21 protein-coding genes and 1 tRNA gene are annotated in these 24,946 nt (G+C 60.0%); 2 read left to right on the top strand and 20 right to left on the bottom strand.

Annotation, left to right across the window (positions count from 1 at the left end; translation table 11 throughout):
* Positions 1 to 187: 187 nt before the first annotated feature.
* The 3 genes from C8C92_RS11335 to C8C92_RS27210 all read right to left on the bottom strand — a co-directional run bounded on the left by C8C92_RS11335 (position 188) and on the right by C8C92_RS27210 (position 2,220).
* Positions 188 to 790 (bottom strand): hypothetical protein, encoded by a 603-nt coding sequence (locus tag C8C92_RS11335; RefSeq protein WP_099759809.1) that lies wholly within the window; start codon positions 788 to 790, stop codon positions 188 to 190.
* Between the two features lie 290 nt (positions 791 to 1,080).
* Positions 1,081 to 1,746 (bottom strand): DUF2325 domain-containing protein, encoded by a 666-nt coding sequence (locus tag C8C92_RS11330; RefSeq protein WP_306594669.1) that lies wholly within the window; start codon positions 1,744 to 1,746, stop codon positions 1,081 to 1,083.
* Between the two features lie 240 nt (positions 1,747 to 1,986).
* Entirely contained in the window at positions 1,987 to 2,220 is a 234-nt protein-coding gene (locus C8C92_RS27210) for a hypothetical protein (protein ID WP_133250738.1), read from the bottom strand.
* Positions 2,221 to 2,619: 399 nt separating this feature from the next.
* Between C8C92_RS27210 and C8C92_RS11325 the strand changes: the two genes are divergently transcribed.
* Both C8C92_RS11325 and C8C92_RS11320 read left to right on the top strand, forming a co-directional pair.
* Complete coding sequence (locus tag C8C92_RS11325; protein WP_347708467.1) at positions 2,620 to 2,907, top strand: transposase; 288 nt, start codon at positions 2,620 to 2,622, stop codon at positions 2,905 to 2,907.
* 3 nt (positions 2,908 to 2,910) lie between these two features.
* On the top strand, positions 2,911 to 3,285 hold the full coding sequence (locus C8C92_RS11320) for a hypothetical protein (protein WP_099759810.1): 375 nt from the start codon (positions 2,911 to 2,913) through the stop codon (positions 3,283 to 3,285).
* A gap of 55 nt (positions 3,286 to 3,340) precedes the next feature.
* Here the strand turns inward: C8C92_RS11320 and C8C92_RS11315 are convergent, their stop codons facing one another.
* The 17 genes from C8C92_RS11315 to cysS all read right to left on the bottom strand — a co-directional run bounded on the left by C8C92_RS11315 (position 3,341) and on the right by cysS (position 24,756).
* Positions 3,341 to 4,252 carry an alpha/beta hydrolase gene (locus C8C92_RS11315; protein WP_099759811.1) on the bottom strand — a complete coding sequence of 304 codons (912 nt, stop codon included), beginning with the start codon at positions 4,250 to 4,252 and terminating at the stop codon, positions 3,341 to 3,343.
* Positions 4,253 to 4,261: 9 nt separating this feature from the next.
* Positions 4,262 to 6,451, bottom strand: coding sequence for a TonB-dependent siderophore receptor (locus tag C8C92_RS11310; protein ID WP_099759812.1), 2,190 nt, complete (start codon positions 6,449 to 6,451; stop codon positions 4,262 to 4,264).
* 232 nt (positions 6,452 to 6,683) lie between these two features.
* A complete protein-coding gene (locus tag C8C92_RS11305) occupies positions 6,684 to 8,222 on the bottom strand; it encodes a PepSY domain-containing protein (protein ID WP_116743921.1) in 1,539 nt (512 codons plus the stop codon).
* Positions 8,223 to 8,242: 20 nt separating this feature from the next.
* The gene (locus C8C92_RS11300) at positions 8,243 to 10,396 is read right to left on the bottom strand and encodes a TonB-dependent receptor (RefSeq protein ID WP_116743919.1); all 2,154 of its coding nucleotides are present in this window, start codon (positions 10,394 to 10,396) and stop codon (positions 8,243 to 8,245) included.
* Between the two features lie 80 nt (positions 10,397 to 10,476).
* Positions 10,477 to 12,612: a TonB-dependent receptor gene (locus tag C8C92_RS11295; RefSeq protein WP_243420174.1), complete on the bottom strand. Its 2,136-nt coding sequence runs from the start codon at positions 12,610 to 12,612 to the stop codon at positions 10,477 to 10,479.
* Positions 12,613 to 12,617: 5 nt separating this feature from the next.
* Positions 12,618 to 14,528: a TonB-dependent receptor plug domain-containing protein gene (locus C8C92_RS11290; RefSeq protein ID WP_116743918.1), complete on the bottom strand. Its 1,911-nt coding sequence runs from the start codon at positions 14,526 to 14,528 to the stop codon at positions 12,618 to 12,620.
* 43 nt (positions 14,529 to 14,571) lie between these two features.
* Positions 14,572 to 15,084 carry a copper uptake system-associated protein gene (locus C8C92_RS11285; RefSeq protein WP_099759816.1) on the bottom strand — a complete coding sequence of 171 codons (513 nt, stop codon included), beginning with the start codon at positions 15,082 to 15,084 and terminating at the stop codon, positions 14,572 to 14,574.
* Between the two features lie 11 nt (positions 15,085 to 15,095).
* Entirely contained in the window at positions 15,096 to 15,275 is a 180-nt protein-coding gene (locus tag C8C92_RS11280) for a hypothetical protein (RefSeq protein WP_133250737.1), read from the bottom strand.
* Positions 15,276 to 15,514: 239 nt separating this feature from the next.
* Positions 15,515 to 15,904 (bottom strand): DUF2946 domain-containing protein, encoded by a 390-nt coding sequence (locus C8C92_RS11275; protein ID WP_243420406.1) that lies wholly within the window; start codon positions 15,902 to 15,904, stop codon positions 15,515 to 15,517.
* A gap of 946 nt (positions 15,905 to 16,850) precedes the next feature.
* Positions 16,851 to 17,108, bottom strand: coding sequence for a hypothetical protein (locus C8C92_RS28045; protein WP_347708466.1), 258 nt, complete (start codon positions 17,106 to 17,108; stop codon positions 16,851 to 16,853).
* A 22-nt stretch (positions 17,109 to 17,130) separates the two neighbouring features.
* The gene (locus C8C92_RS11270) at positions 17,131 to 18,045 is read right to left on the bottom strand and encodes an integrase arm-type DNA-binding domain-containing protein (protein ID WP_347708465.1); all 915 of its coding nucleotides are present in this window, start codon (positions 18,043 to 18,045) and stop codon (positions 17,131 to 17,133) included.
* Between the two features lie 304 nt (positions 18,046 to 18,349).
* Positions 18,350 to 18,442 (bottom strand) — tRNA-Ser (locus C8C92_RS11265).
* A 110-nt stretch (positions 18,443 to 18,552) separates the two neighbouring features.
* The gene (locus C8C92_RS11260; RefSeq protein WP_096234796.1) at positions 18,553 to 19,800 is read right to left on the bottom strand and encodes an aspartate kinase; all 1,248 of its coding nucleotides are present in this window, start codon (positions 19,798 to 19,800) and stop codon (positions 18,553 to 18,555) included.
* Between the two features lie 196 nt (positions 19,801 to 19,996).
* A complete protein-coding gene (gene tilS / locus C8C92_RS11255) occupies positions 19,997 to 21,415 on the bottom strand; it encodes a tRNA lysidine(34) synthetase TilS (RefSeq protein ID WP_116743916.1) in 1,419 nt (472 codons plus the stop codon).
* Between the two features lie 195 nt (positions 21,416 to 21,610).
* Positions 21,611 to 22,585, bottom strand: a complete 975-nt coding sequence (locus tag C8C92_RS11250) for an acetyl-CoA carboxylase carboxyltransferase subunit alpha (protein WP_010396889.1) — start codon at positions 22,583 to 22,585, stop codon at positions 21,611 to 21,613.
* 54 nt (positions 22,586 to 22,639) lie between these two features.
* On the bottom strand, positions 22,640 to 23,359 hold the full coding sequence (locus tag C8C92_RS11245; RefSeq protein WP_243420405.1) for a DNA-3-methyladenine glycosylase 2 family protein: 720 nt from the start codon (positions 23,357 to 23,359) through the stop codon (positions 22,640 to 22,642).
* Positions 23,359 to 24,756: a cysteine--tRNA ligase gene (cysS, locus tag C8C92_RS11240; protein ID WP_099759821.1), complete on the bottom strand. Its 1,398-nt coding sequence runs from the start codon at positions 24,754 to 24,756 to the stop codon at positions 23,359 to 23,361. The genes C8C92_RS11245 and cysS overlap by 1 nt, the downstream gene beginning before the upstream one ends.
* Between the last annotated feature and the right edge of the window lie 190 nt (positions 24,757 to 24,946).

Raw genomic sequence — 24,946 nt, 5'->3', positions numbered from 1 at the left:
TCTATCACGTCGAATGGACGGCCATTGTGGCCCCTGCGGATTAAGCGTGCATTAACCCGGCGTCAAGAAGCGGCCAGTGCTTCCAATCCACGGCATGACCAGGCGGCGTTGTGGATAGTCCGACAGCGAGATATCGACAACTGTGCTGGCCAGCTTCCGCGCGGCGCCCCATCGGCTTCCGTCACAATCAGACTTTAGGCAAGCAGGTTCGCAAACGCGCCAACACAGCCTCTTGCATCGCAATAGCTTCCCGCATAGTCGTGTAGCTGGGCAGTCGGGCCCATTCGATCTGGACAAATAATTGGCGCTTCTGATCGACAATCAACGACAGGCCTGCGTATTTCCCTTTGAGTATTTTTTTATTTGCCGTCAACAAGCGAGCACCGTCAGCCAGTGGCGTCTCTTGCACAGGCACGTCCATGAGGCTCGCCGTATGCTGTAACAAGCGCTGGCGCCACACCATTTGTTCCTGAAACTCTTCAACGACGGGACGGTCCAGCCTTAGCGTCGCCACTGGCGGCGCATCACGGCTGGCTTGCAAAGGCAATACGACCCTGTCCATCACCGCCACCCAATAGCGATCGCCATCAAGGTCGATGCCAAAGCCGGTAACGCCTTCGTCAAGCAATTCGCCTGCTTGAAAAGATGGTTGCGCGCAGGTACTAAACTGCTGCGCCATGGTCTGCAGCGATGGGGGCGCGGCGATGGCCGAAGCCGGTACAGACAGCAGGCTGACGCACAACAGGAACACAAAGCTCGACAATTGGGCGACATGCGTGGATTTGGGCATATGGACTCCAGGACTTGTGTGAGGAAGATAAAAGCGGACCGAGCATCTATTGTGTTTCACATGAGCAAGGTGTCGCTTGATGCAGAGCAATCTGGAGTGCCCCACCCACAGGAGAGGGACAAAATAGCAGTAGTTATTGAGCCGGGTACGACTTGGGCTTTGCACTATCGACCGAACCGAAGGGATGAAAGGGGACTGCGCGCCTCGCAGGCGCATAAAAAGCGGCGGATCATGCGAAGAATAGTGTTACCTGAAGGTGCGGAGGAACGTATACATACCCGGCTGGAGCCTCAGCCGGCCAGTGCTTCCTTGCGTATGAAATGCATGGCTTGCGGCTGGTCCACCAGCACGCACTGCTTGCCCGTGCGCTGGCAATGGTCATGCACGCGCCAGTAGGCGTCGTGGCTGACGCAGCCCGTCTGGCAAATCACCAGGTCGGCCGCCACCAGACCCGCTTCCAGTGCCGCCACGTCGTCGGCGCCATCGTCGCCGCCCGCATGGTGCAGGAAGCGCCCGCCTGCCTGCTCGACGGCCTGCTGCGCCATCAGCGCGCCGTCCGCAGCCTGAGTCAGATAGCTGCCCACATACAGCACGGCTTTTTCACGCACGTCGGCCTGCAAGCCTGGCGCGGGCAGCCACTGCAGGCGCAGCAACTCGCGCATCAGGTCCTGCACGCGCTCGCCGAGCCATTCGACCCGGCGCGCCAGCCTCGCGCGCGTCGGCAAGCCCGGCACGCTGGCCGCCAGTTCGGCCAGCTCGTCGCGCGCCAGCGCCAGCTTGGTATCGCGGATCACGACCTGCGCCCGCGCGCGCATCAATTCCGATTCCAGCTGCGCGATGCGCGCCGCCTGTGCAGCCAGCTGCGCACTGCAGCGCGCCTGCGCCCGGCCATACTCGCCCATCAGCACGCGATGCTCATGCGCGATCAAATCCTCGTTGCCATACATACTGCCCATTATGCCCTCCCTCACCACGCATGGCGCCATGGCGCCGACCCATCGCCACCCCATAGCACTATATTATAAATGAGAATCATTATTATTTGTGTATGCGCATGCGCGCAGCAGGGGTATGCGGGGCTGCCAGCGTCACGCTGTCGGCGGGCAAGACAGCTCACCTGCTCCCCGAACTGCGCCACTGGACACTGGAGGCCGGTCCGACTTGACGACGGCCGCCACGGGACCGTCAATCCCCGCCTACGGCGAAAAGCCCATGCGTTCCTGCAATTCGACCGTGCAGGCCTCGCCCTTGACGTCGATCTGGTAGCGCCCCGTCCCATCCTGTACCAACAGGTCAGCCTGATGGTAGGAAGGTTGGACGCAATGGGCGTACTGATAGACGAACACGTCGAGGAACGGCGGTGCGGCCGGGGTGGATACCGCGCTGGCGCACGAAGACGGCGCGCGTGCCGCTGGCGTCGACCACCACACCAGGCCGGCATGGATGCTGGCCGCGCGCCGCGCGTGGCGCCGGCGGGAGAACTGGCCGCTACTGCCTGAGATGAGGGGACGGCGTTGGCCGCTGCGCGGCCAACGGGGCCGCGCGGGGCGCGGCAGATGGGCGATTCGGAGAGCCTGCGCGCCCTTCAGGGCGCTCCGTCTTCGAATCCCACCGTTCCGTCCAGACAAATAAAAAAGCCTCCCGCAGGGGAGGCTTTTTTATTTGATTCTGGCGGAGACGGTGTCCGTAGAACATCCCTATGAAATGCGACTCACTTTTGAGCGCTACCCCCCTGTCTCCCCCCCCACACACAATTACTGGATTGAGAGGTCGCTAAGTGTTTAGTTTCGTGCGATCATATTTCTCGTCATTCAGACACGACCTTAGCCATGCCAATGTCCCAACCTCTGCGCGATCTCGGTGCCAATGCGTACGGATCAGATAACGTCTACCGCGTGACGCGCCCCCTACACCTCAAATTTCCCGGCGCCCTCTACCACGTTACTTCGCGCGGAGACCGGCGTGGCACCATTTACCGGGACGATACCGATCGCCTTGACTGGCAAGAGGTACTAGCCCTGGTCTGCGAGCGGTACCATTTTGTCGTGCACAGTTTCTGCCAGATGAGTAATCATGATCATCTGCTCGTTGAAACGGCGGAAGCGAATCTGTCATAGGGCATGCGCCAGTTGAATGGCGTTTATGCCCAGCATTTCAATCGGCGCCACAAGCTTGTCGGGCATGTATTGCAAGGCCGCTATCAAGCCATCTTGGTGCCGCAAGAAAATTATCTGTTGGAATTGGCCCGCTACATCGTCTTGAATCCAGTCCGGGCGCACATGGTGGCATCACCCGACGACCGGTACTGGAGCAGCCCTCACTACGTTTTGGACAAAGCAGTGCCTCCATGCTGGTTGGCGGGTGTGGCGGTTGAGAACCGACGGGCCATCAGTCGATTAAAAGACTTCCGTGCTGTCGCCATACGCTTCAAAAAACGCGGGCATAACTTTCTCGCCGCCGTGTCGGTGGCAACAATGATGCTACGGCTCCAGTGAAGAGAGTCAGACACGTCCTAGTCGAAAAATCCCTATCGCAGCAATGCAGCCTTGATCATATGAGACCGCGAGACTGCATCCACCATGCCAACTCGTCGAACCAGTGGTCACTTGTCGTGCCTTTCTGCTTGAGGTCGAACCCATGACCGCCACGCTCGTAGACGTGGAGTTCGGCTGCTGCTCCCGCCTGCCGCCAGGCAGCGTAGAGCTGTACGGCATCGTTAGGCTGATACTCGTCATCGGCCGCGGCGGCGATGAAGGCCGCTGGTGCATCAACAGGAACAGGCGTTCGTAACCCGCCGTACAGCAAAGCGACGAAGTCAGGTCTCGAAGCCTTTTCTCCAATGGCAAGATCCGCGGCGAGATATGCTCCAGCGGAAAATCCGATAAAACCGACCCGCTTGGGGTCGATGCACCATTCTGGCGCGCGCTGTCGCACGATCCTCATGGCGCGCGCGCCATCCTCCACCGCGTGTTGCTCACCGGCAAAGCGCGGTAGCTCGATAGGAACTCCGCTCTTAGCCCGCGCCATGACTACTTCCATCTCCTTCATATGAACTTCGGGCAGTTGCATCGCATCAGGAACACTTCGGATCGTACGGTATTTGAGCACAAAGGCGGTGACGCCACGCTGCACCAGCAGACGCGCAACCGCGGTGCCTTCGGCCTCGTAACCCAGCCCAACAAAACCGCCGCCTGGAGCGACAATCATGGCTGTGCCATTCGCTTGGCCCGGCGCGGGACGGAACAGTTCAAGCGTGGGCTCACTGACGTTGCGGATCATGGTGTCGCCTGTTTTATCCAGATGCTCTCGGATTTCTGGTACGCCGAGCGAGACGGTTGTGCCTTCGGGATAGAGCGGGATAATCAACCCATCGTCTGTCGATATCTGTGCAGTAACTGTCGACGAAAGCAGTATCGCTGCGATACATAGGCTGATTCTTCTGATGTGGTGCTTCGTAAGCATTGTCGGCTTTCAGAACTTGGTTTTGAGGATGATGAATGCAGAACGTGGCTGAGCCGGCATCACGAGCGGGTTTCCGAAATACTGGTAGGTATCAAATGAGCGTCGCCCAGCCAGATTAACAACGGACGCCTGTATCGTAAATCGTCCGAAGTCATAGGCTGCCTGGGCGTCGATCATTGCGTAACCGGGTACACTCAGCGTGTTAGGAAGCGTAAGCTGACGGGCGCCGAGCGCGGTTACGCCTGCGCCGAACGACAAGCCTTTGGCCGCTCCGCTAAGGATGCGGTAGTGCGCAGCGATGCGCCCACTATTGCGAGGCACGCGGGTCAATTCGCTGCCGACAGGAATCGCATTATCTGCCGTAACCCTGGTGTTCGTGTGGGCATAATTGGCGAGCAACGAGAACGCCGGCGTGGGTTCCCAGATCAGGTCTGCTTCAACACCGCGTGCCCGTTGCTGGCCAGTCTGGATATTGAACCCAAGATTGTTCGGATCCGCCGTGGCGACATTGTCGCGGGTCTGGTTGAAGACCGCGATAGTGCCCGACAAGCCGGCTGTCGGTAACGCCAGCTTTATGCCGCCATCGACGTTACGCGAGGTCTCAGGCTTGGGCACAGCCACGCCAACGAAGCCAAATGCCGCGCGAAAGGCCGTCGCATAGCCCGCAAAGAGCGCGACACCGGGAGCGACATCAAAGGTCGCCCCGACCTTGGGCGAAACGCGGTGGTAGGTGTCCTCATTCGCCACCCCGATATTGCTGACTTCCTCGAATTTGAGCTGCGTATAGCGCAACGCGCCTGTCACGTGCAGCCTGCCGTAGGTCGCCTGATCCTGCAGATAAAAAGCTATCGTCCGATAATGGTCGGTCTGGAGGGAGTTGACCGGTAACTGCGGTGTGTAGACGACGTCATAGACCGGCTTGGCAAGGTCGATGCTGCCCTCTGGCGTGTTACTGACGAATAGTCCCATATTGCTGGAGAAACGAGTCCAGTCATAGTTAGCACCTACGAGAAAAGTATGCATTCCCCCTAGTATCTCGGCCTTTGCCAGCAAGTTGGCGTCGAATGTCGCCTCCTTCGTATCGGTGATCATGGTAATGGGGAGGATCGGATAGATGGTGGGCGTGGCCGGATCTGGCGGCATCATATCGGGATCGACAAAGCTGCCATACTGCCGGATCGCGCTATTGTAATAGCGGCCACTGACAGTCAGTTTGACATTGTCGGAGAAGATACGGCGCAGCGTCGCCTGCCCCATCCGATTGTCGTTCGTGGTCAGTGGCTGTGCAACCGGCGATCCAGGAAATGCGTTGCGGTCGATCTGCCCCGCCAGTGCCTGCCCAGCAGGAAGGCCCGAGTATTCCAGTTGGCTGCGGTGATTGGCCTGGGCCTGAAGCAGAAGATCAGTCCGGGGATCGATCTGGAACGACAGACTGGGCTGCACAGACCAGCGTCGACCATGGACCTTATCTATCCAGCTTTGGTTGCTCTGGTATTCGGCCGCGACCCTGGCCGCTATCCCTGGCGCTAGAGGCACGTTGAGATCGCCATAAGGCCCCCAAGTGGAGAAACTGCCAGCACGCATCGCCAGGAAGCCGCCGAGCTTGTCGTTCGGGCGCACAGATTCAATATTGATGATGCCGCCCAGCGGCGTACCCAGACCGCCGCCGTAGAGCGTGGCGCTAGGCCCCTTGAGTACGTCAATTCGTTCCACGCCCACCAGGCTGGTGGGATCGAACGCCTGCTGGTTGCCAGCGTAAATCGGCAAGCCATCCAGATAGACCTCGGCGGGAAAGCCACGTACGAGCGGCGGGATCAATAGCTGCTCCTCGGATCGCGTGGGGACAACGCCGGAAACATTGACCAGTGCCTCGCCCAGAGTGCGCCGGTCCTGTTCCTCGATCAGCGAGCGGGTCAGTACTTGCACCGACTGCGGCACCTCGATTAGTGGTGTATCGGTGCGAGTAGCGGCCGCTGCGGTAGGTACGGTGTAACGCTCGCGCCTCGCAGTTACAACAACTTGTTTAATCGTCCAGCTTGATGCACCCTCTTTTTGATCGGACGGCGTGTCCGTCTGGTTGGCCGCTGCATACGGAACGGGAGAAAGATCCGCGACCGGCACAATTGCGGCTTGCGCGTGGAGGTCAAAGCTGGTGGCATAGGCCGCAGCAACGCAGATGCACAGATAAGTTTTTTTCATGAGATGCCTGATTCAAGTCGTTTTTGCGCCAGGATGGCGTGGAAAAAAATTGAGAGCTAACCTTGGTTTAGCGCGCTAAAGATAGGGGCCGTCGCCTGTTCTCGTGCGTGGAACCGTCACTGGGTGCAGCCCATCGAGCCGCTCATGTGAAGCCGGCCATTGCTGGCCTGGTCCCGTGCATACACGGCGATGGTCTGATAACGATCGTTCTAGGTGAAGCCCGGAGGGTCACTCATGCCATCCTCCTTTCCTTGTGCCGCACCTTGTCGCGCAGCCAGATACGCAGGCGACGCAAGCCAATCACGACGCCGGTGACGCTCAGGGCCAGGCCCCCCATGCTCAACAGGATCAGGACCGCGTCGCGCCATGGCCCCGTGCGCAACAACGGCGGCAGATCCCAGCTGTGCAGGAAACTGAACAGCCAGCGGCTCACACGCTGCGACCGGTCCAGCGCCAGCGCCACGTCGCCCGTGTAGGGGTCGATATAGGCCCAATTTCCATGAGGATCGAGGAACTGCACGCACAACACGGGCAGGCGCCGCTCCGCAGCGCCCATCATGGCCTCGGGCTGGCGCCCATAATAATAAGCATCGTATTGCCCAAGCCAGGCATGGCCCGCTCCGATACCAGGCAGTAGCTTGCTGGCTGCGTGCAGCAATGCCTCTGCCCCCCACTGTTCCCGCACCTGCACGTTGCTGCCACTGTTCACGATCAGGCGCGTGCGCGCCGCCGCATCGCGCGCCAGCAGATAGGGCTGCCCGTCGAGTACGCGCCACTCAAGCTCGCTGGCATGAAATCCCTCTGCCTCCAGCATGTACAGTGCCCGTTGCGGTTCCAGCGCAAGGCGAGCTGTCGCCGGCGTGCCGCCGCGATAGGCTGCCAGGTCCGGCCGCTCGCCCTTGGCGTCGAAGATGCGGAAGGGATTCATGGACATCAGCCCGCTGAAGATCCAGGTACACACGATGGCCGCAAAGAGCAGTCCGATGATGTGGTGCCAATGCATATAGGATTCGCGATACGGTGACCTTGCGCCGGACTTGTAGCGTTGTGTAAAACGCCAGCGCCAGATACCCACCAACGAACCCGACAGCGCCGTCACGGTAGCGATAGCTGAAAGTATGATCACCGTCCAGCTCCATAGCGGATCAGTGGAGCGCTCGCGCAAGGGATACACCCAATGCAGCCAGGCGCCAACGAAATTCCACAGGCGCTGGGTACGCGGCGCATCGATCACGACCTCTCCCGTGACGGACGACAGATACAACAGCGTATCGTCGGCATCATCCATTCGTACCATGTGCAATGGTCGATGCGGATCCAGCCCCCGTGAATGCGTCCAGCGATCTTCGCGTACCTCGCCCAGATAAGCTGCCTTTGCGCCGGGCAGGAAAGCCTGCGCCGCAGCCAGCGCTTCAGCGGGGCCGGCCAGGCCGGCAGGTTTGCCGCTGCGCGCATCAAACAACTGAAAGTGGCCGCGGTCGTCCCGCACGCGATACACAGGGCTGCCGCCTACCGACGTCAGGACCAGATCGCGCACGCCGGCCGGTGCGGCCAGTTGTTCAACTATCTTGTCCGGGCTGATGCAGCATGTCGCCGGCTGCAGCGCCGGCATGTTGACCAGTCGTTCCCAGGGCGTCAACTTGGGATAGCCGACAAATAGCATCACCATGCCACTGATAAACCACAATGCCATCAGGACGCAGGCAAACACACCCGTCCAGCGGTGCAGCTGGTAAGAAAAACGCTTGGCGCCGGACATCACGGCGGACATCCTATCTCGTTGTACAACCATCAGTAGCGATAATGCACTGTAGCCTCGACGCGACGGCCAGGCCCGTTGAACCACTGGTTGGTGGTGTAGTAGGCGGTCGTGAAGTACTGTTTGTCGAAGGCGTTCGTGGCGCGCAGCGTCAATGTGGTATCGCGCGCGGCCTCCCAGCGCAGGGCAAAATCAGTGGTGGCATACGCAGGCATCACTATCCTGTTGGCATTGTCGGCGTAGCGGTGGCCCACGTAACGCACGCCGCTGCTGGCGCTCCAGTCGGGCAGGAAATTCCAGCTCAGCCACACATTGGCCAGTTTCTCGGCAACGTCTGGTGGCACCTTGCCCGCGCGTGACACGGCTGCACCGGCTTCTGCTTCGACAAAATCATCATATTTGGCGCGCAGCACCGTGGCATTCGCGTCCAGTTGCCAGCCGGACGCCAGTACCAGCGACAGCGTGGCTTCCACTCCGGTAGACGAGCGTTGACCGACCTGTACGCGCAACTGCGGATTGCTCGCATCGCGGGCCAACAAGTTGTTTTTCCTGATCTGATACGCTGCCAGCGTCCACTCACCTTGCTTGCGCCAGAAAGACTGTTTCAAGCCCACTTCCAACTGCTTGCCGGTGGACAAATCGAACTTACTGTTGGCCGCACTGATCGACAACAAGCCACCGACCGGATCGGCTGCCTGGGCGTACTGGGCATACAGGGCTAGATCCGGTGACAGGTCGTACACGCTGCCAAGGCGCCAGCCGATATTGGCATAGGTCTGCTCGAATTCCGTCTTGGCACTGATCAAATTGCGGCGCGAAATCTCCGCGTGGTCATAACGCAATCCTGCCAAGAGGGCCCAGGATGGCGTCAGCTCCAGGCGGTCTTCGGCGAAAATGGCGTATTGCCGGGCCTTGTTGCGATAGCGGGGAATGGTCGGCACGGCGCTCACGAACACGCCCGCCACCGGCAGGTATGGATCGACCGCAGCCGGGTCCGGGCTGCCAACATAGGTGTTATTGGTGTGCTTGAAGGTGCTGGCGTTCAGGTCGAAGCCCACGGACACCTGGTTTTTCAGGCCCCACAACACGCTGCGATGGCAGACGTCGGCACCCGCCCCGGTTTGGTCCTGGTCGTGGAGGATTTCCGTGTCGCCGGAGCGGTCAATCAGCCTAGTGGTGGCATTGTACGCATAGGTTTCGGCGTTGCGGTAGTGACGTGCACTGCGAATGTCATACAAGCGCGCACGCACGGTCGTGCCGCTCGATGGCGTCCATTCCATGCCCAGCTCGCCCCAGCGGTCATCGTAACGGATCACGCTGTCGCTCACGTTGTAGTTTTTTTCGCGCAGTGCCGGCAGTTGTCGACCATTCACCAGCGGCGTGCCAAAGTAGCGCATGGGATGCTGCAAGCCCTGGGCATAGCTCAGTTTCAGACGCAGTTGCGGCGTCGCATCGAACTGCACAGCGCCCGCAAATGCGAGGTCGCGCGATTGCCCCATGTCGACCCAGCCATCCGAACGGTTGCCGCTCAGGTCGACGCGATACGACAGCGTGTCATTGATGGCGCCACCGCTGCCCAGGCCGATACGCTGCGTATTGTCACTGCCGATCGTCGCCTGCACTTCGTTGCGGATGGCCCCGGGCGTGGGCTTCTTGGGAATGACGTTGACCACGCCGCCGATGGCACCGTCGCCGTACACGACGGAGGCCGGTCCGCGCAGCACTTCAATGCGTTCCACTGACCAGGTATCGAAGGGAAACGTCAGGCCGATGCCGCCGTACTGGCGCACACCGTCATACAGGCGCATGACGGACGTGGCGTCCGTAAAGCCGCGCGCCGACAGCGAGCTGCCGCCATTACCAGGATGGGCCATGCCGCTGATCCCCGCCGAGCGGGTAATCGCGTCGACGAGGTTGCTGTCGCCGCGCTCTTCGATCTGGGCGCGGGAAATGATGTCGACGCTGGCCGGCGTCTGCATCGGCGTCAGGTCCAGATTCGAGCCGATCGATGCTGGCGACTTGAGCGTGACCGCTTTGTCAGCCGTCACCAGCACCGCTGGCAGGGTCGGTGCTTCGGCGGCGCTGGCGCCGCCAGAGAACATGGCCAGCGATAAAGCACCATGTGCACCCAGTGCTAGCCGGGCCAGCAACTGTTCCGTTAATCGGGTCTTGCGTAAGTTAATCATGATAAGTCTACAAAAAAAGAGGCATGGGGTTTGCCGCAGGCCATATCCAGCGGCAAGCACAAAAAGAGGTTAGCAGCGGCTTAAAAGCGCATGGTCGCCGACACGTACAGGGCCCGGCCATCGCCAGGCGCATGACGGGTGACGTTATTGACCCAGACATACTCGTAGTAGCGATCAGCCAGATTCTTCAGTTGCATGTCCAACGAGAGCGAGCGGGAAACACGGTAAGTCAGGCCCAGGTTGAGCAAGGCATAGGCGCCGTACTTGGCGCCGGTATTGGCGGTCGTCAGAAAGTAGTCGCCCTGTCCATTGCCCCAGGCGGACAGCTTGACTGCCGGACTCAGCTCGAAGTCGTAGCCGGCCGAATAGAGATGGCCAGGCACATGATCGATTTCTTTCCCCAATGTGGCCGGCGCAGCCGGATCCGGTTCGACGATGCGTGTGCGCTGGCGTGAATAGGCAAACCAGGCGCTGTGTCGTTCGCCCTGGTGCACATTCAGTTGCAGATCTATGCCTTCGCGACGAGTCTTGCCGACGTTTTCCGAGTCTCCCGTCGGATCGTTGAGCTTGCGTTTGACCTCATCGGAGGCGTCCTGGCGCCACAGGGCAATGCGGCCATCCGCCCAGGCTATTGGCTTGAATTTGACGCCGGCCTCCCAGCCTTCATTCATCGAGGGACGCAAGCGGTTCGCATTGGACTGATACGCCCCCGCACCCGCACCAACCTGGAAGGTCTTGCCCCAGTTCGCGTAGATGCTGGCTGCCTGCCATGGACTGTAGACGGCACTGAACTTCGGTTGCCGGATCAGGCCATAATCCTGAATCGGGTAGTGCACTTGCTTGGAAGGGTCCGAGAAGTCGCCTTGCACCTTGTCGACGCGGTAGCCTGGAATGATCTTCAGGCCGGGAACAGGCAGGAAGACCGCTTGAACATAGGTGCCGTAGGTATCGAAGTCAAAGCGCTGGTCGCGCGTCGTGGCCTTGCGTACCTTGTCCACCGTGCTGTAGCGCGGGCTGCGGTCTTGCTGATGTTCCGCATTCGCGCCAACCTCGACCGACATGCCGCGCGCCCATGCTGCAGAGAGTGCTTGTGGCCGATATGTCAGGCTTGCCAGTACGCCAACATGCCTTTCGTCGATGATGCGCTCTTGCTGTGATGCAAGTAGCGAATAACGTAGCCAGCGCTGGTCGCGCACGCTGTTGACATATGCCTTGGCCGACAGCGACAGGCTCGGGGTCAGGTCGGAATCGAGGTGCGCACTCAACTGGCTCATCTCACGGTTGCCACCGTCCGACTGCGCATACGGATAAGAGGCGGTCGGCGTGCGATGCGCATCGGCCGCTTCCAGATAGCCCGCCTCGTCGCCATGGCTTTGCGTGTGGCGCGCGATCACGCCGATGCGGGTGCGCGCGTCGTTGGTGGTGTAAAACAAGTTCGCCGACAGTGTATATTTGTCAAAGGCGGAATTCTGCCGATAGCCGGCAGACTGCAGATAACCGGCGAAGTAATTTTGCGTCCAGTTACCTTGTTCCATGCCTTGGGCCAGCTGCATTTCGCGGGTGCGGAAACTGCCATAGCTGAGCCGCGCTTCGCCGTCATTACCTCCCGTGCGCGTATGCATATTGACATTGCCGGCGATATTATGCAGGCCATAGCGCGGATCGTTGGTGCCGCGCACGATTTCGATGCGGCTGATCTCCAGGGGGAACAGCATGTCCAGGAAGGGCATGCCGCCGCCGTTGTCATTGCTGGGTATGCCATCGATCAGGAGCTTGACAGCGTTAACCTCGCCTTCGCCGTTAAAGCCGCGGAACGACAGTTTTCCCGATTCATTGCCTTGCCTGAATTGGGTCAGCATCACGCCTGGCGCGCGCGTCAGCAGTTCCCAGGTGTGATTGACCTGCTGTTGCTGGATCACTTCCGGTGCGAGGATATCCACCGAGCTCAGTATGTTACGCGACGACAGCGGGCCGCTGCTGCGTGCATTGACTTCGACCTTGCCCATCTGCAGCACGGCGTCATCGCCTTGTACTTGCTCCTGCGCATGGGAAAAAGCCGGGAGCGCGATGGCACCGATCTGTGCACACAGCAACAAAACGCGCGGCGCTGTAACGCTCCGGCGGAGGGGGGAAACAGGAAAATTTTGATTCAACATAAACATCCAATAAAGCGCCGCCAGCGATGGCTGGCAGACGCAAGGGGTAATAAAGAACACCGGTATTAGAAACTGGCCGAAGCACCTATCTGTGCGCTACGTCCGGGCATCGGGTAGCCCGGACGGTAGGCGTACTTGCGGTCAAACAGATTCTCCAGCGCCAAAAACACTTCCCCTTTGCGGCCAAGTGCAGGCACGGGATAGGCAATACGCGTATTGGCGATGGCGAAGGAGGACACCTGCTCGTTGTTCACGGCCCCGGCGGTGCGGGTGCGGTTCAGCGCCCATACTTCCGATTGATATTGCGCATCGACAGCAACACGCAACAGGCCCAGGTTGCCGTTCAGTCCCGCAGTCAAGGCGCGTTTCGGGGTGTACGGCAAATTGTCAATCTCTGGATTGAGCAGAGTCACTCCTGCAAATGTCGACCAGCCTGTGGCAATCGCCTGGCGCAAAGACAATTCCATGCCGCGCATACGGTAGGATCCCAGATTCAGGAACTGCGGCGGCGGTGGCACATCCGGCGGGAAGCCAAACACATAGCGGTTCTTGACCTTGTCCTGGAACAGGCTCAGATCAACTTGCGTGGCCGGGACAGGTGAAAACTTCGCGCCCAGCTCCAGATGGTCCAGCTGCTCCGGCGCCAGCTGTTTCCAGCTGCTGCCCAGGGCGGGGATGAGCGAGGCCAGCAGCGGCGCTTCCAGGCCGGGATAGTTGATACCGCGCGACAGGCTGGCGAATACAGTCAATTTGTCCGATACCAGGGACAGCCCCGCATGCGGCGCCGATTTCGAGGCGAACTGGCTGTGCTCATACCAGCGGATGCCTGCCGATGGCACCAGACTCCAGCGCTGGTCCAGCGCCCATTTCTGTGTGTAAGCAAAATACGGCGAAGTCAATGTAACAGTGGGCGCATCGAAGCGCGCCTGCGGCGCCGGCGCGATGCGCAGGAATTGCACATCGCCGGACAGGCGTTCGTAATCGATTCCTCCGAGCACCGTGGCACCGTTACCCAGCACATACTGCTCCTTCCAGCGTGCGCCGCTCATGCTGAAATGGCTCGGCGTGTCGCCGTCGGGCGCTGGCTGCTTGAGCCAATTGCCGTCGCCGCTGTTGTGGTACACCTTCAGCTCGCCGGACAGTTCGCCATGCACGTGCGCTAGCGACGCGTGCAACATGTTGGCGCGCGTGTTGTATTCGGGTATCTGCGTTAGGGCTGGCTGGCGGTTGTCGCCGGGATCGCGTGCCTTGTTGTCGACGTACAAAAAGCCCGCGCCCAGCGTCCAATGGGGATCCAGGCGCCATGCCAGGCGTCCCAGCAGATTATTCAATTCGCCATCGGCACCACGGCGGTGCCCGTCCGACTTGGCATGGCCCTGGGCCAGCAAGAAATCCAGGTTGCCCTGGCGTCCGACGATATCGGCCTGTTCGATCAACGTACCGAAGGAGCCGGCGGAGATTTTTCCGAAGCCGTGAACGCCTTCTTCGCTTGCCTGCTTGGTGTCCAGGTTGATCGAGGCAAAATTGTTGCCATTGACCTGGGGCTGGGGGCCTTTCATCACCTCGATTGCGCGCATGCCGTTGATGGGCAGCAGGTCGAGCAAGGGGTGGTTCCAGACGCCCATATAAAACGGTATGCCATCGATATAGGTCTTGATCTCGCTACCAGGACGGCTCACGCCCATGCCGCGGATAAATACCGCGCCACCCTGGTCGCCGCCAAAAGCACCGACCGGATTGTAGCGCGACACCTGTACGCCAGGCGTGCGGCGTAGTGCCGAGGCGAGATCGACGGCGTTCTGATCGCGCAACTGCGCTTCGGTGATGATGGCAGTATTGCTGGAAAAACCGTCAATATCGACTTCTTCAACAATGGGTTGTCCTGTGACGGTCACGGTTGGCAATACATCGGTTTGCGCGCGCGCGGTGCTGGAAAAGGCCAGGGAAAGGGCCAGCGCAATGTGGTGTGGTTTCATATTTTAAGAATGGAATGTTGTTTTTTAAAAATGAGTTACTGTTTTAATGGTGAGCGTGATGGGCATCTGTACTGCTTTGCTGGTCGAACAGGCCGAAGCGACGCAGCCGCTCTTTGCTGACAGTGCGTTCCACCTCGCCAAGTTTGCGCAGTAGTTCGCTGGCGTCCTTGGCCGGAATGCCAGCGTCGTGCAGGGCATCAGCCTGCTTCAGTCCATCGCCACCACAAACAAGGATTTCCCATGCGCCGCCTGTCTTACGTAGCAGGGCCCGCCCACCGCGTTCTCCCTGTATCCAGTCGGCAATGGCGTAGTTGCCAGTAATAGCGATGGGATCCGTTTCGACCTTGTGCGCAGGTTGATCATAGGTATGCGCAATCAGACCGCGCACTTGCTGCTGGTCGGCGCGCTCCGTCGCTGGCGCAGCGCCGACCGGCGCCGTGAAGAAAAGCAAAGCCAATAGTGCAGTTGCGACGAAGGTAGTGCCAGATGGAGCGCGGGCGAACAAAGTGTCCGAAGTGAACGGCGACGGACGTTGTGGGTCGATAGCATAAGGCATGAAAATCTCCTTCAGGTGGTGGTGGACGACAACGGCAGCGGCGTCAGCGGCAGATGGACCGCTGGCGCGTTGTTGAGGCAATAGGCGGCGAAGTAATAACAAGCCAGGGCGATAAATGCGGCCGTATTGAAACAGCGAACGGCATGCAGCAGCACCGCGAGGAGCGGCAGATTCTTGCGTGAAGAAGTCATCTTGTCTTCCTGGGACATAGCGGCAACTCTCCCATTGAGAGAGGCATTGCCGACCATCATCTTGGGATCGCGCGCGTCAGCATGATCGCCGGGCAGCAATTGCGGACGTTGCTATCGGCAGACGGTATGACACCGTCCTTGGAACAACCATGCAAACATCAGAGCCAGGAGTCAACAGGCGCGGGCGACTTTGAACTGCAGCGTCACAACCGGTTGACGTGACGTCCGCAGGCAAGCATTTACATTGCTAGCGGAGGCCCACGGGGATTCGCCGACGACCAGACGAAGAGCGTGCGGGGGGCACGATAGAATAAGGGAGGAAATATGGCACGCGTGCCAGGGATGGCTAACGGCAGGTCTGAAGTTGGCAGCAAGGCAAAGGAGCCTGCATGCGTGAAACAATACGGACAGTGTTCAAACGCGTGTACGACAGGGTCGACTGCAGGCTGTCGTTCAGCATCGCCTGCAGGCGCCGCCTTGAGGCCATCGACAGTACAAATTTGTAGCAACGCCGAAGGCATCGCCGATGGTGAGGACGCGGCCAAGGCATGTGAAATGGTAGGCGCGAGCGCAGCGAACAGCACGGCCAATACGGCCAGCCATATGTGCAACACGCGTTTTCTTACCATTTTATGCATGCTGCATTATAGCCAATAACTGGTTTCTATCGCCACCTTTAACGCTACTTGCCTAAAGGATACGCATATTTTGTGGCCCGTCTGACCGCCAACCGGCTTGCCTTGGCAAGTCGCCAGGGCCACATTCTGTGCCCTCCTTCGGCCGCTGGGCCTCGCAGAGCAGGCTACCGTTGAGCACGAAGTGCGAATAAGCAGGTGTGAAGTTAGCCAACCGAAGGTTAGCTAACTTCACCTATCCTGCCCCGCTTCGCGCAGCGACTGAACCACTAAAATCGTCGGACGCAACGTCGACCAAACCCCTTTTTTGGCACGGCGGAAAGCAAATAAGGCCTTATAAGGCCTTATTTGTGCCATATCTGCTTCAACCGTGGCATTTTAGGCTTCAACCGTGTCAGATTTGTGGTTCAACCGTGGCAGATTTGTGGTTTAACCGTGCAAGTTCCGCACGACATGAGGGCGATTAAATACCATGAAGAATCCTGTGCAGAACAACTGCATGCCTGGCTCAAACGCCACCATCAGCGAAGCGCGTCCAGGATTTCGTCGCATTTCTGGCCTTCAGCGACGATACCCGCAGCAACAAGCAACTGGTGACGCCAGGATGGCGATCCGCTCTGCGCCAGTGCCGTCGTACTGGCACCGATCCTGCCTCACCGTTGAAGAGAAACACGTCCCAAGTGACTCCTACCTCCCGCCATAGTACCTTGGCGCGCTTCAGCCGCCTGCCTGGAGTGTCGGCAAGCAGCGGAAAATGGGGGTAGCAGGATCTAAGCAAGCGCCAAGGAAGCTACCGTCCTGGCCTCCGTAAGACTCCAGGGCCGCTTGCAGGCCTGGTTCAGGAACGCGTGCCAGCACGGGATGCGGACAGTGGCTGCAAGGCGCCTGAACACGCATGCCAGTCCTCAGCCCGCGCAAGGATACTCCATGGGGCATGCCATCACACGACAGACGGTGCGGGATTGCTGCAAAAGTCAGACCATGCCTGCATCAGCACGATACGCTTGTCGAACAAGTCGCCGCGCCGATAGGCGGCTTCCACCCTGTCCGGCAAGCGGTGCGCCAGCGCATGCTCGCATACCTCACGTGAAAAGGCATTGGCCGCCGCCTCGGCGCACCAGTCACGGAAGGAAGAACGGAAACCGTGCACGGTGATGTCGTCAAACTGCATGCGGCGCAAGACTGCCGTCAAACTCATGTCCGACAACTGCGTGCCACGCTTACGGCCTGAAAAGATGATGTCCCCCTGACGCGGCACCGCGCAGCAGCGCAAGCGCCCCACCAGAGAGCGGCACGCGATGCTCCTTGCCTGCCTTCATGCGCTGCGCTGGAATCGTCCACAGGGCCGCCTCCAGGTCAATCTCCGGCCACCGCGCACCCCTGACCTCTCCTGAGCGCGCAGCCGTCAGGATGGCAAACGCCAGCGCCCTGGCAGCAATCCCTTTCTGACCCGATAAGGCGGCCATGAATCTGCCGATCTCTTGCCACGGCAGGGCCGGCCTGTTTTTCACCGGAGAAACCTTGTTCGGATTGGCCAGCAGATTTTCCAGATGGCCTTTCCAGCGCGCCGGATTTTCTCCCTGACGAAAGCCGCTGACCGTTGCCCAGTCGAGTATGCATTCGATTCTGCCGCGTATGCGCGTTGCCGTCTCCGTCTTTGACAACCAGATTGCATCGAGCACCTTGACGACCAGATCGGTGTCGATCGCCGCGACAGGCAGCGCCCCCGCCAATGGGAACACATAGGCGGCCAGGGTGTTTTCCCACTGCGCCACATGTTTGGCATTTCTCCAGCCATGCCGGTGCGCCGCGATATACGACGCCGCACACTGTTCAAAGGTCATTTGACGCGCACGCGCCAGCATCCCGGCCTGTTTTTCCTGGCGGCGCATTGCCAGCGGATCGCGCCCTTCGCTCAGCAGCAAACGGCATTGCCGCGCCTTTTTGCGCGCCTCGACCAGATCGACTGCCAGACAAGAACCCAGCCCCATTTCGTGACGCCTGCCAGCTACGCTGTAACGAAACAGCCAGCTCCTGGCGCCAGCGCCGGATACTTGCAGCACCAGTCCGCCGCCATCCCCGTAATACCCTGGCTCCCTGGTGCGACCGACGACCAGCGCCGACAGCTTGTTCATCCTGATTGCCATGACACCACTCCCGCATTGCGAGAACCGGTACTAATTTTAGCGCGCGATCAAGCGCGTGCTGGCAACGACACTTGATCCTGCACAAGGCAAGTTGCGGCAACAGGCTGGACATAACAGGACCGGTGACGTACGCCTGAAGGCAGCGCACACAGCCATACCTACCCCCCAGCCTACCCCCCAGCAGATGCAGGATTGACGCGGCAGGCAGCGGACGCTGGCGGATGGATTTACGTGGTTTCTCCTATGAGGAGCGGAAATGAAAAAACCCGCCGAAGCGGGTTTTTAGAAATACTGGCGGAGACGGTGGGATTCGAACCCACGATACAGGTATAAGCCGTATGCATCCTTAGCAGGGATGTGCCTTCGGCCACTCGGCCACGTCTCCTAGCTGATTACTCAACTATGTCTCTGTAGCTAACTGCGCTGCAGCGACGAACGTCATAATATCGATTGCCCCCCCTTTGGTCAAGGGCGTGGGGCAATATTTTTAGATATTTAAGCTTTTTCCAGCTCGAACGCTTTATGCAGCGCGCGCACGGCCAGTTCCATGTACTTTTCATCGATCAGCACGGAGATCTTGATTTCGGAAGTGGAGATCATCATGATGTTGATGCCCTCTTCCGACAGGGTACGGAACATTTGCGATGCCACGCCAACATGGCTGCGCATGCCCACGCCGACGACGGACAGTTTCGACACTTTCGCGTCGCCCGTGATGCTGGCCGCGCCCAGCGATTCGCGGTTCGCTTCCAGCACGGCCAGCGCGCGCGTGTATTCGCCGCGCGAGACGGTGAAGGTGAAGTCCGTTTTACCGTCGACCGACTGATTCTGTATGATCATGTCGACCTCGATGTTCGCGTCCGCCACCGGTCCCAGGATATGGTAGGCCACGCCTGGACGGTCGGGCACGCCGAGCACGGTGATTTTGGCTTCATCGCGGTTGAAGGCGATGCCGGAGATGACTGCTTGTTCCATGTTTGTATCTTCCTCAAACGAAATCAGGGTGCCTGAATTGGCTTCTATTTCCAGCGGCAACATCGGGTCGGTCAGCGACGACAGCACGCGCGTGGGCACGCGGTAGTTGCCGGCAAATTCCACCGAACGCGTTTGCAGCACTTTGGAACCCAGCGAAGCCAGTTCCAGCATTTCTTCAAAGGTGATGGTCTTCAGGCGGCGCGCCTCGGAGACCACGCGCGGGTCTGTCGTGTAGACGCCGTCGACGTCCGTGAAGATCAGGCACTCGGCCGCCTTCATGGCGGCGGCGATCGCCACGGCCGAGGTGTCGGAACCACCGCGACCCAGGGTCGCGATATTGTCGTTCTCGTCGACGCCCTGGAAACCGGTAATGATGACAATCTTGCCCGCATCGAGGTCGCGTTTGACTTTTTCGTCATCGATCGACTGGATGCGTGCCTTGGTAAAGGCGGAATCGGTCTTGATCGCGACTTGCCAGCCAGCATAGGATACGGCTTGTTTGCCGATCGCCAGCAGTGCCATCGACAATAGGCCGACGGACACCTGTTCGCCTGTCGAGGCGATCATGTCAAGTTCACGGGGATCGGGTTGATCCATGATTTCCTTGGCCAGTCCAATCAGGCGGTTGGTTTCGCCCGACATGGCCGATGGCACCACCACGATTTGATGCCCCGCGTCGTGCCACTTGGCAACGCGCTTGGCGACATTCTTGATACGGTCAGTCGAGCCCATCGACGTACCGCCATATTTGTGGACGATTAAAGCCATAAGAGTGAAGTTTCCGCTCAAGAAGAATAAAAAAGGAGGGCTTTACTCTACATGCCGCAATGCAAAATAACAAGCTAAAAAGCGCATTAGCTCATACCGATTGCGCATATGGAAATAACCAATCCATGCAGTCGGGAGCGCATGGGCAGCCACTTGCCAGCCACCCCGAGAGTGGCCGTGGCGGCTGTCCTTACGCTCAGCAGGAGAGCCAGCGCAGGGTCACGCGGGGACGCTCTAGCAGGCTCAGACAATGACAATCGAGGCCAATCCCCGCCGCATACAGCAATTGTTGCGCCGCACAGACAAGTGGCAGGCGTTCGCGCTCCCAGGCGGGCACGTCAAACGCCTGATAATGGTATTTCAGACTTTTAGTCGGGCGGTTCAGGGCCAGTTTCAGGCGCTCGCCCCCCTGGCGGAAATCGATCGTCAAGGTTTGCGCTTGCAACCAGGCTATATCGATACCCTGGCCGCCCGCTTCCACCGCATCGAAATGCAGCACGCCGCCATACGCGGGAAAGGCCAGGCTCGCTTCGCCTTGCCAGACAAATTGCTGGCCAGCCTTTTCCAGGCCGGGAATGCCCGCGTCGTCACGCTCGCGCATGCCGGCCAGGTCATCGAGCTTCGGCGTCAGATATAAACGGTCGCGGTGGCGCCGCACATGGCACTCGGGATGCGTCACCAGCAATTGCGCATCGGGCCGCGCTTCCAGCAATTGCGCCAGCATTTCCGCCAGCCATGCCGTCGACGGCATGCGCAAGCCGCGCGTGCCGAACCAGTGGCGCAGCAGGTTGTAGCAGCGGTCCGCGCTCAGCTCGCGCAACTTCGCCAGTTCGATGCAGTCGCCATCGAGGCAATTTAGCAAATCCTGCGTCGCCAGTTCCGTCAGCAGGCGCTGCGCCGATTGCGCGTGCTGGGCGCTGCGGGCGAAGCGCTCCTGGAAACCGGGAAAGGCCTGCGCCAGCACGGGCATCACCTGATGCCGCAGAGCATTGCGGGCAAAACGGGGATCGTCGTTCGACTCGTCGTGGATGTGGGTGATCGCATGTTGCGCCACGTAGGCTTCGAGCTGTTTGCGTGACACGGACAGCAGCGGGCGCGCCATCACCAGGTCCGGGTTACCCAGCAGCTCGGGCGCGCTGTTGGCGCCATCCATGCCGGACAGGCCCGCCGTGCCGGAGCCGCGCAGCAATTGCAGCAGCACCGTCTCGGCCTGATCGTCCTGGTGGTGGGCGGTGAGCAGCAGGCGCACGCCGTGCGCCGCGCACAGCTCGCCCAGGGCCGCATAGCGGCGCTTGCGGGCCGCCTCCTCCGTGCCCGTCTTCGCATTCTTTTCCAGCGTGACACGGCGCGCCTCGAAGGCGATGCCCAGGCCGGCGCACAATTGTTCGCAATGGGCCAGCCAGGCATCCGCATTCGGGCTCAGGCCGTGGTGAACGTGAAACGCGTGCAAGGCCACGCCGTGCTCCTGCGCCCAGGCATGCGCCAGGTGCAGCAGGGCTGCGGAATCGAGGCCGCCGCTGAGGGCGATGCCGACGGAACCGCCGGCTGGCGGCACGCAGGCGTCCAGCGCGCGGGCGAAGATATCGGGCACGGTGGCGGTTTGTTGCTTTTTCATATGACTCCTGGAATGCAAAGAGGGACAGGCGGTAGCCGAGTGCGCTCGACTACCAACTGTCCCTGGTGTTTTATGCTTGCGTTAACCCAAGACCTTGAAGACCGGGGTCAGTCCCTTCGGGATCGGAATACGCGCCATTGGCGCGCATTCCCCCTGAGGGTCTGACCCCGGCATTTGCCGTTGGGTTTAAATAAATTACTCGCTCGGCGTGGTTTCCTTGAACTTGCCGTAGCTCAGCAGTTTCTCGTGGCGCGCGGCCAGCAGGTCTTTGGTTTTCATGCCGTGGAACTGGCGCAGGGTGTCGGCCAGTGCGCGTTTCAGCAAGGTCGCCATCTGTTTCGGATCGCGGTGGGCGCCGCCCAGCGGTTCGTTGATGATCTTGTCGATCAGGCCCATGGCTTTCAGGCGGTGCGCCGTCAAACCCAGCGCTTCGGCCGCGTCGGAAGCGCGCTCGGCGCTCTTCCACAGGATCGAGGCGCAGCCTTCCGGCGAAATCACGGCGTAGGTCGAGTATTGCAGCATCAGCACGGCATCGCCCACGGCGATGGCCAGCGCGCCGCCGGAACCGCCTTCACCGATGATGGTGGCGATCAGCGGCACTTTCAGTTCGGCCATCACGTACAGGTTGTGGCCGATCGCTTCCGACTGGCCGCGCTCTTCCGCGTCGATGCCGGGGAAGGCGCCTGGCGTGTCGACGAAGGTGAAGATGGGCAAGTTGAATTTTTCAGCCACTTTCATCAGGCGCATGGCCTTGCGGTAGCCTTCCGGCTTCGGCATGCCGAAATTGCGCAGGGCGCGCTCTTTCGTGTCACGGCCCTTCTGGTGGCCGATGACCATGCACGGCTGGCCGTTGAAGCGGGCCAGGCCGCCCACGACGGACAGATCGTCCGCGTAGCTGCGGTCGCCATGCAATTCGTGGAAATCGGTAAAGATTTCATTCACGTAATCCATGGTGTAGGGGCGCTGCGGGTGGCGCGCGATCTGCGCCACTTGCCACGGCGTCAGCTTGGCGTAGATATCTTTGGTCAGCTGCTGGCTCTTCTTGGCCAGGCGGTCGATCTCTTCCGAGATGTCGACGGCCGAATCGTCTTGCACGAAGCGCAACTCTTCGATCTTGGAATCGAGTTCCGCGATCGGCTGTTCAAAATTGAGGAAAGTCGTTTTAGTCATTGTACCTCCAGGTTTTACCGGCCACGGCGCCAGGGCGCGCGGCGTCATCTATGTTTATTTTACCGTACCGGCTGCTGCGCCGGGGGCTGCATCGGGTGCGGCAGGGGCGGCTGCAGGGTCGAGACTGCGCCACAAATACCACGTCGCCACGGTGCGCCACGGTTCCCAATTGGCGGAAACTTCGCGCGCATCGCTGCGGGAAACTGGTTCGCCGGAGAAATAATTGACGCTGATGCCCTGGATCAAACCAGGGTCGTCGAGCGGCAAGACATTCGGCCGTAACAGATTAAATATCAAAAACATCTCGGCTGTCCAGCGGCCGATGCCGCGGATCTGCACCAGTTCGGCGATGACGGCTTCGTCATCCATCTGGTCCCACTGGCTCGCGTGCACGCGCTTGGCCTTGAAATGGTCTGCCAGGTCAAGGATGTATTCGGTCTTGCGTTTGGACAAGCCGCAGGCGGACAGTTGCTCGGCGCCCGCCTTCAGCACTTGCGAGGGCGTGCATTTCGGGCAAGCCAGCAACAGCTTTTTCCAGGCGGCATCCGCCGCCTTGGGCGTGATCTGCTGCCCCACCAGCGAACGGGCCAGGGTGGTAAACGGGTCGCTATGGCCGACCAGGTGCAGGTCGCCAAATTGCGGGATGAGCTTTTTCATGATGCGGTCGCGCTTCATCAGCTCGATCTTCGCCTCTTCCCAGTAGTGCGGCACCTGGATCACTTGCGCCAAGTCCGTCACCTTGGGGGCTTCCCCGTTTTCCCTGGACGTTGGCATCATGCGCGGCGCCAGTTGGTCGAGCCGTCAGGCTTGTCTTCAAGAATGATGCCCGCCGCCAACAGTTCGGCGCGGATCTTGTCGGACTGCGCAAAGTCGCGCGCCTTTTTCGCCGCGCTGCGCGCCGCGATGGCCGCCTCGATGCCGGCAGCCTCGTCCTGCCCACCGGCGGCAGCGCCGACGGTCGCTTGCAGGAATTGCTGCGGCGTACGTTCCAGTAAACCAAATACGCCCGCCAGGCCCTTCAATTGACGCGCCAGGGAAGGCGACTTGCTCTTGTTGACTTCCGTCGCCAGGTCGAACAGGGCGGCCACGGCCAGCGGCGTGTTGAAATCGTCATCCATGGCGTCGCGCACGCGCACGGCATGCGCTTCGCTCCAGTCGATGGCGCCCTCTTCCACCGCCACGTCGGCCAGCGCCGTGTACAAGCGCGTCAGGGACAGGCGCGCATCATCGAGGTGCACGTCCGAGTAATTCAAGGGGCTGCGGTAGTGTGCGCGCAGGATGAAGAAGCGGATCACTTCGGCATCGAATTTTTGCAGCACTTCGCGGATGGTAAAGAAGTTGCCGAGCGACTTGGACATTTTTTCATTGTCCAGACGCACGAAACCATTATGTATCCAGTAATTGACGCTGGTATGGCCGAACGCGCCTTCGGATTGGGCGATCTCGTTTTCGTGGTGCGGGAATTGCAAGTCCGCCCCGCCGCCATGGATGTCGAACTGTTCACCGAGCAAGGCGCAGGACATGGCCGAACACTCGATATGCCAGCCCGGGCGGCCGCGGCCCCACTTCGAATCCCATTTGACTTCTTCCGGCTCGGACTCTTTCGACGACTTCCACAGCACGAAGTCGAGCGGATCGCGCTTGCCCGTGTTCACGTCGACTCTTTCGCCCGCGCGCAGGTCGTCGAGCGACTTGCCCGACAGCTTGCCGTAGTGAGGGAAGTTGCGCACAGCGTAATTGACATCGCCGTCAAGCCCCTGGTAAGCCAGGTCTTTCGCTTCGAGCTGTTCGATCAGGCGCAACATCTGCGGCACGTACTCGGTGGCGCGCGGCGTGTGGTCGGGCGTCAAGATGCCCAGCGCGGCCGTGTCTTCATCCATGTACTGGGTGAAACGCGTCGTCAGCTGGGAAATCGTCTCGCCGTTTTCCACGGCGCGGCGGATGATCTTGTCGTCGATGTCCGTAATGTTGCGCACATACGTGACGTCGAAACCGGAGGCTTTCAGCCAGCGGTAGATGACGTCGAACGCCATCATCATGCGCGCATGGCCGATATGGCAATAGTCGTAGATGGTCATGCCGCAGACGTACATGCGTACCTTGCCAGCTTCCATCGGGACGAATACCTGCTTCTCGCGAGCCAGGGTGTTGTAAATCTTTAGATTGCTCATCGTACTTTGCAAGTGGAGCGGCCACCAGCCTGGCAAAACGACAGACAGGCGCGGACACCGGGGGTGCCGCGCCACTGAACTGCCGTGTGCGCCAAGACTGGTCGAGCCGCTATAGTGTTGTTCTTGTTTGTTAGAATTAGGGCGTTAGCGGTCAAGTATAACATTGATAAAAACCATACTGGCCCGATAT

Origin of the sequence: Janthinobacterium sp. 78 (assembly GCF_003096775.1) — a bacterium.
Lineage (GTDB): Bacteria > Pseudomonadota > Gammaproteobacteria > Burkholderiales > Burkholderiaceae_D > Janthinobacterium > Janthinobacterium tructae.
This window is presented reverse-complemented; position numbering and strand designations above follow the sequence as displayed.

Coding starts and splice junctions, on each gene's coding strand:
- C8C92_RS11285 (WP_099759816.1), bottom strand. CDS start 15,084: ATGCCTTATGCTATCGACCCACAACGTCCGTCGCCGTTCACTTCGGAC.
- C8C92_RS11325 (WP_347708467.1), top strand. CDS start 2,620: ATGCCAATGTCCCAACCTCTGCGCGATCTCGGTGCCAATGCGTACGGA.
- C8C92_RS11305 (WP_116743921.1), bottom strand. CDS start 8,222: ATGTCCGCCGTGATGTCCGGCGCCAAGCGTTTTTCTTACCAGCTGCAC.
- C8C92_RS11290 (WP_116743918.1), bottom strand. CDS start 14,528: ATGAAACCACACCACATTGCGCTGGCCCTTTCCCTGGCCTTTTCCAGC.
- C8C92_RS11275 (WP_243420406.1), bottom strand. CDS start 15,904: ATGGTAAGAAAACGCGTGTTGCACATATGGCTGGCCGTATTGGCCGTG.
- tilS (WP_116743916.1), bottom strand. CDS start 21,415: ATGAAAAAGCAACAAACCGCCACCGTGCCCGATATCTTCGCCCGCGCG.
- C8C92_RS11335 (WP_099759809.1), bottom strand. CDS start 790: ATGCCCAAATCCACGCATGTCGCCCAATTGTCGAGCTTTGTGTTCCTG.
- C8C92_RS28045 (WP_347708466.1), bottom strand. CDS start 17,108: ATGAGTTTGACGGCAGTCTTGCGCCGCATGCAGTTTGACGACATCACC.
- cysS (WP_099759821.1), bottom strand. CDS start 24,756: ATGAGCAATCTAAAGATTTACAACACCCTGGCTCGCGAGAAGCAGGTA.
- C8C92_RS11280 (WP_133250737.1), bottom strand. CDS start 15,275: ATGACTTCTTCACGCAAGAATCTGCCGCTCCTCGCGGTGCTGCTGCAT.
- C8C92_RS11250 (WP_010396889.1), bottom strand. CDS start 22,585: ATGACTAAAACGACTTTCCTCAATTTTGAACAGCCGATCGCGGAACTC.
- C8C92_RS11320 (WP_099759810.1), top strand. CDS start 2,911: ATGCGCCAGTTGAATGGCGTTTATGCCCAGCATTTCAATCGGCGCCAC.
- C8C92_RS11315 (WP_099759811.1), bottom strand. CDS start 4,252: ATGCTTACGAAGCACCACATCAGAAGAATCAGCCTATGTATCGCAGCG.
- C8C92_RS11300 (WP_116743919.1), bottom strand. CDS start 10,396: ATGATTAACTTACGCAAGACCCGATTAACGGAACAGTTGCTGGCCCGG.
- C8C92_RS11270 (WP_347708465.1), bottom strand. CDS start 18,045: ATGAACAAGCTGTCGGCGCTGGTCGTCGGTCGCACCAGGGAGCCAGGG.
- C8C92_RS11330 (WP_306594669.1), bottom strand. CDS start 1,746: ATGGGCAGTATGTATGGCAACGAGGATTTGATCGCGCATGAGCATCGC.
- C8C92_RS11260 (WP_096234796.1), bottom strand. CDS start 19,800: ATGGCTTTAATCGTCCACAAATATGGCGGTACGTCGATGGGCTCGACT.
- C8C92_RS11245 (WP_243420405.1), bottom strand. CDS start 23,359: ATGCCAACGTCCAGGGAAAACGGGGAAGCCCCCAAGGTGACGGACTTG.
- C8C92_RS11310 (WP_099759812.1), bottom strand. CDS start 6,451: ATGAAAAAAACTTATCTGTGCATCTGCGTTGCTGCGGCCTATGCCACC.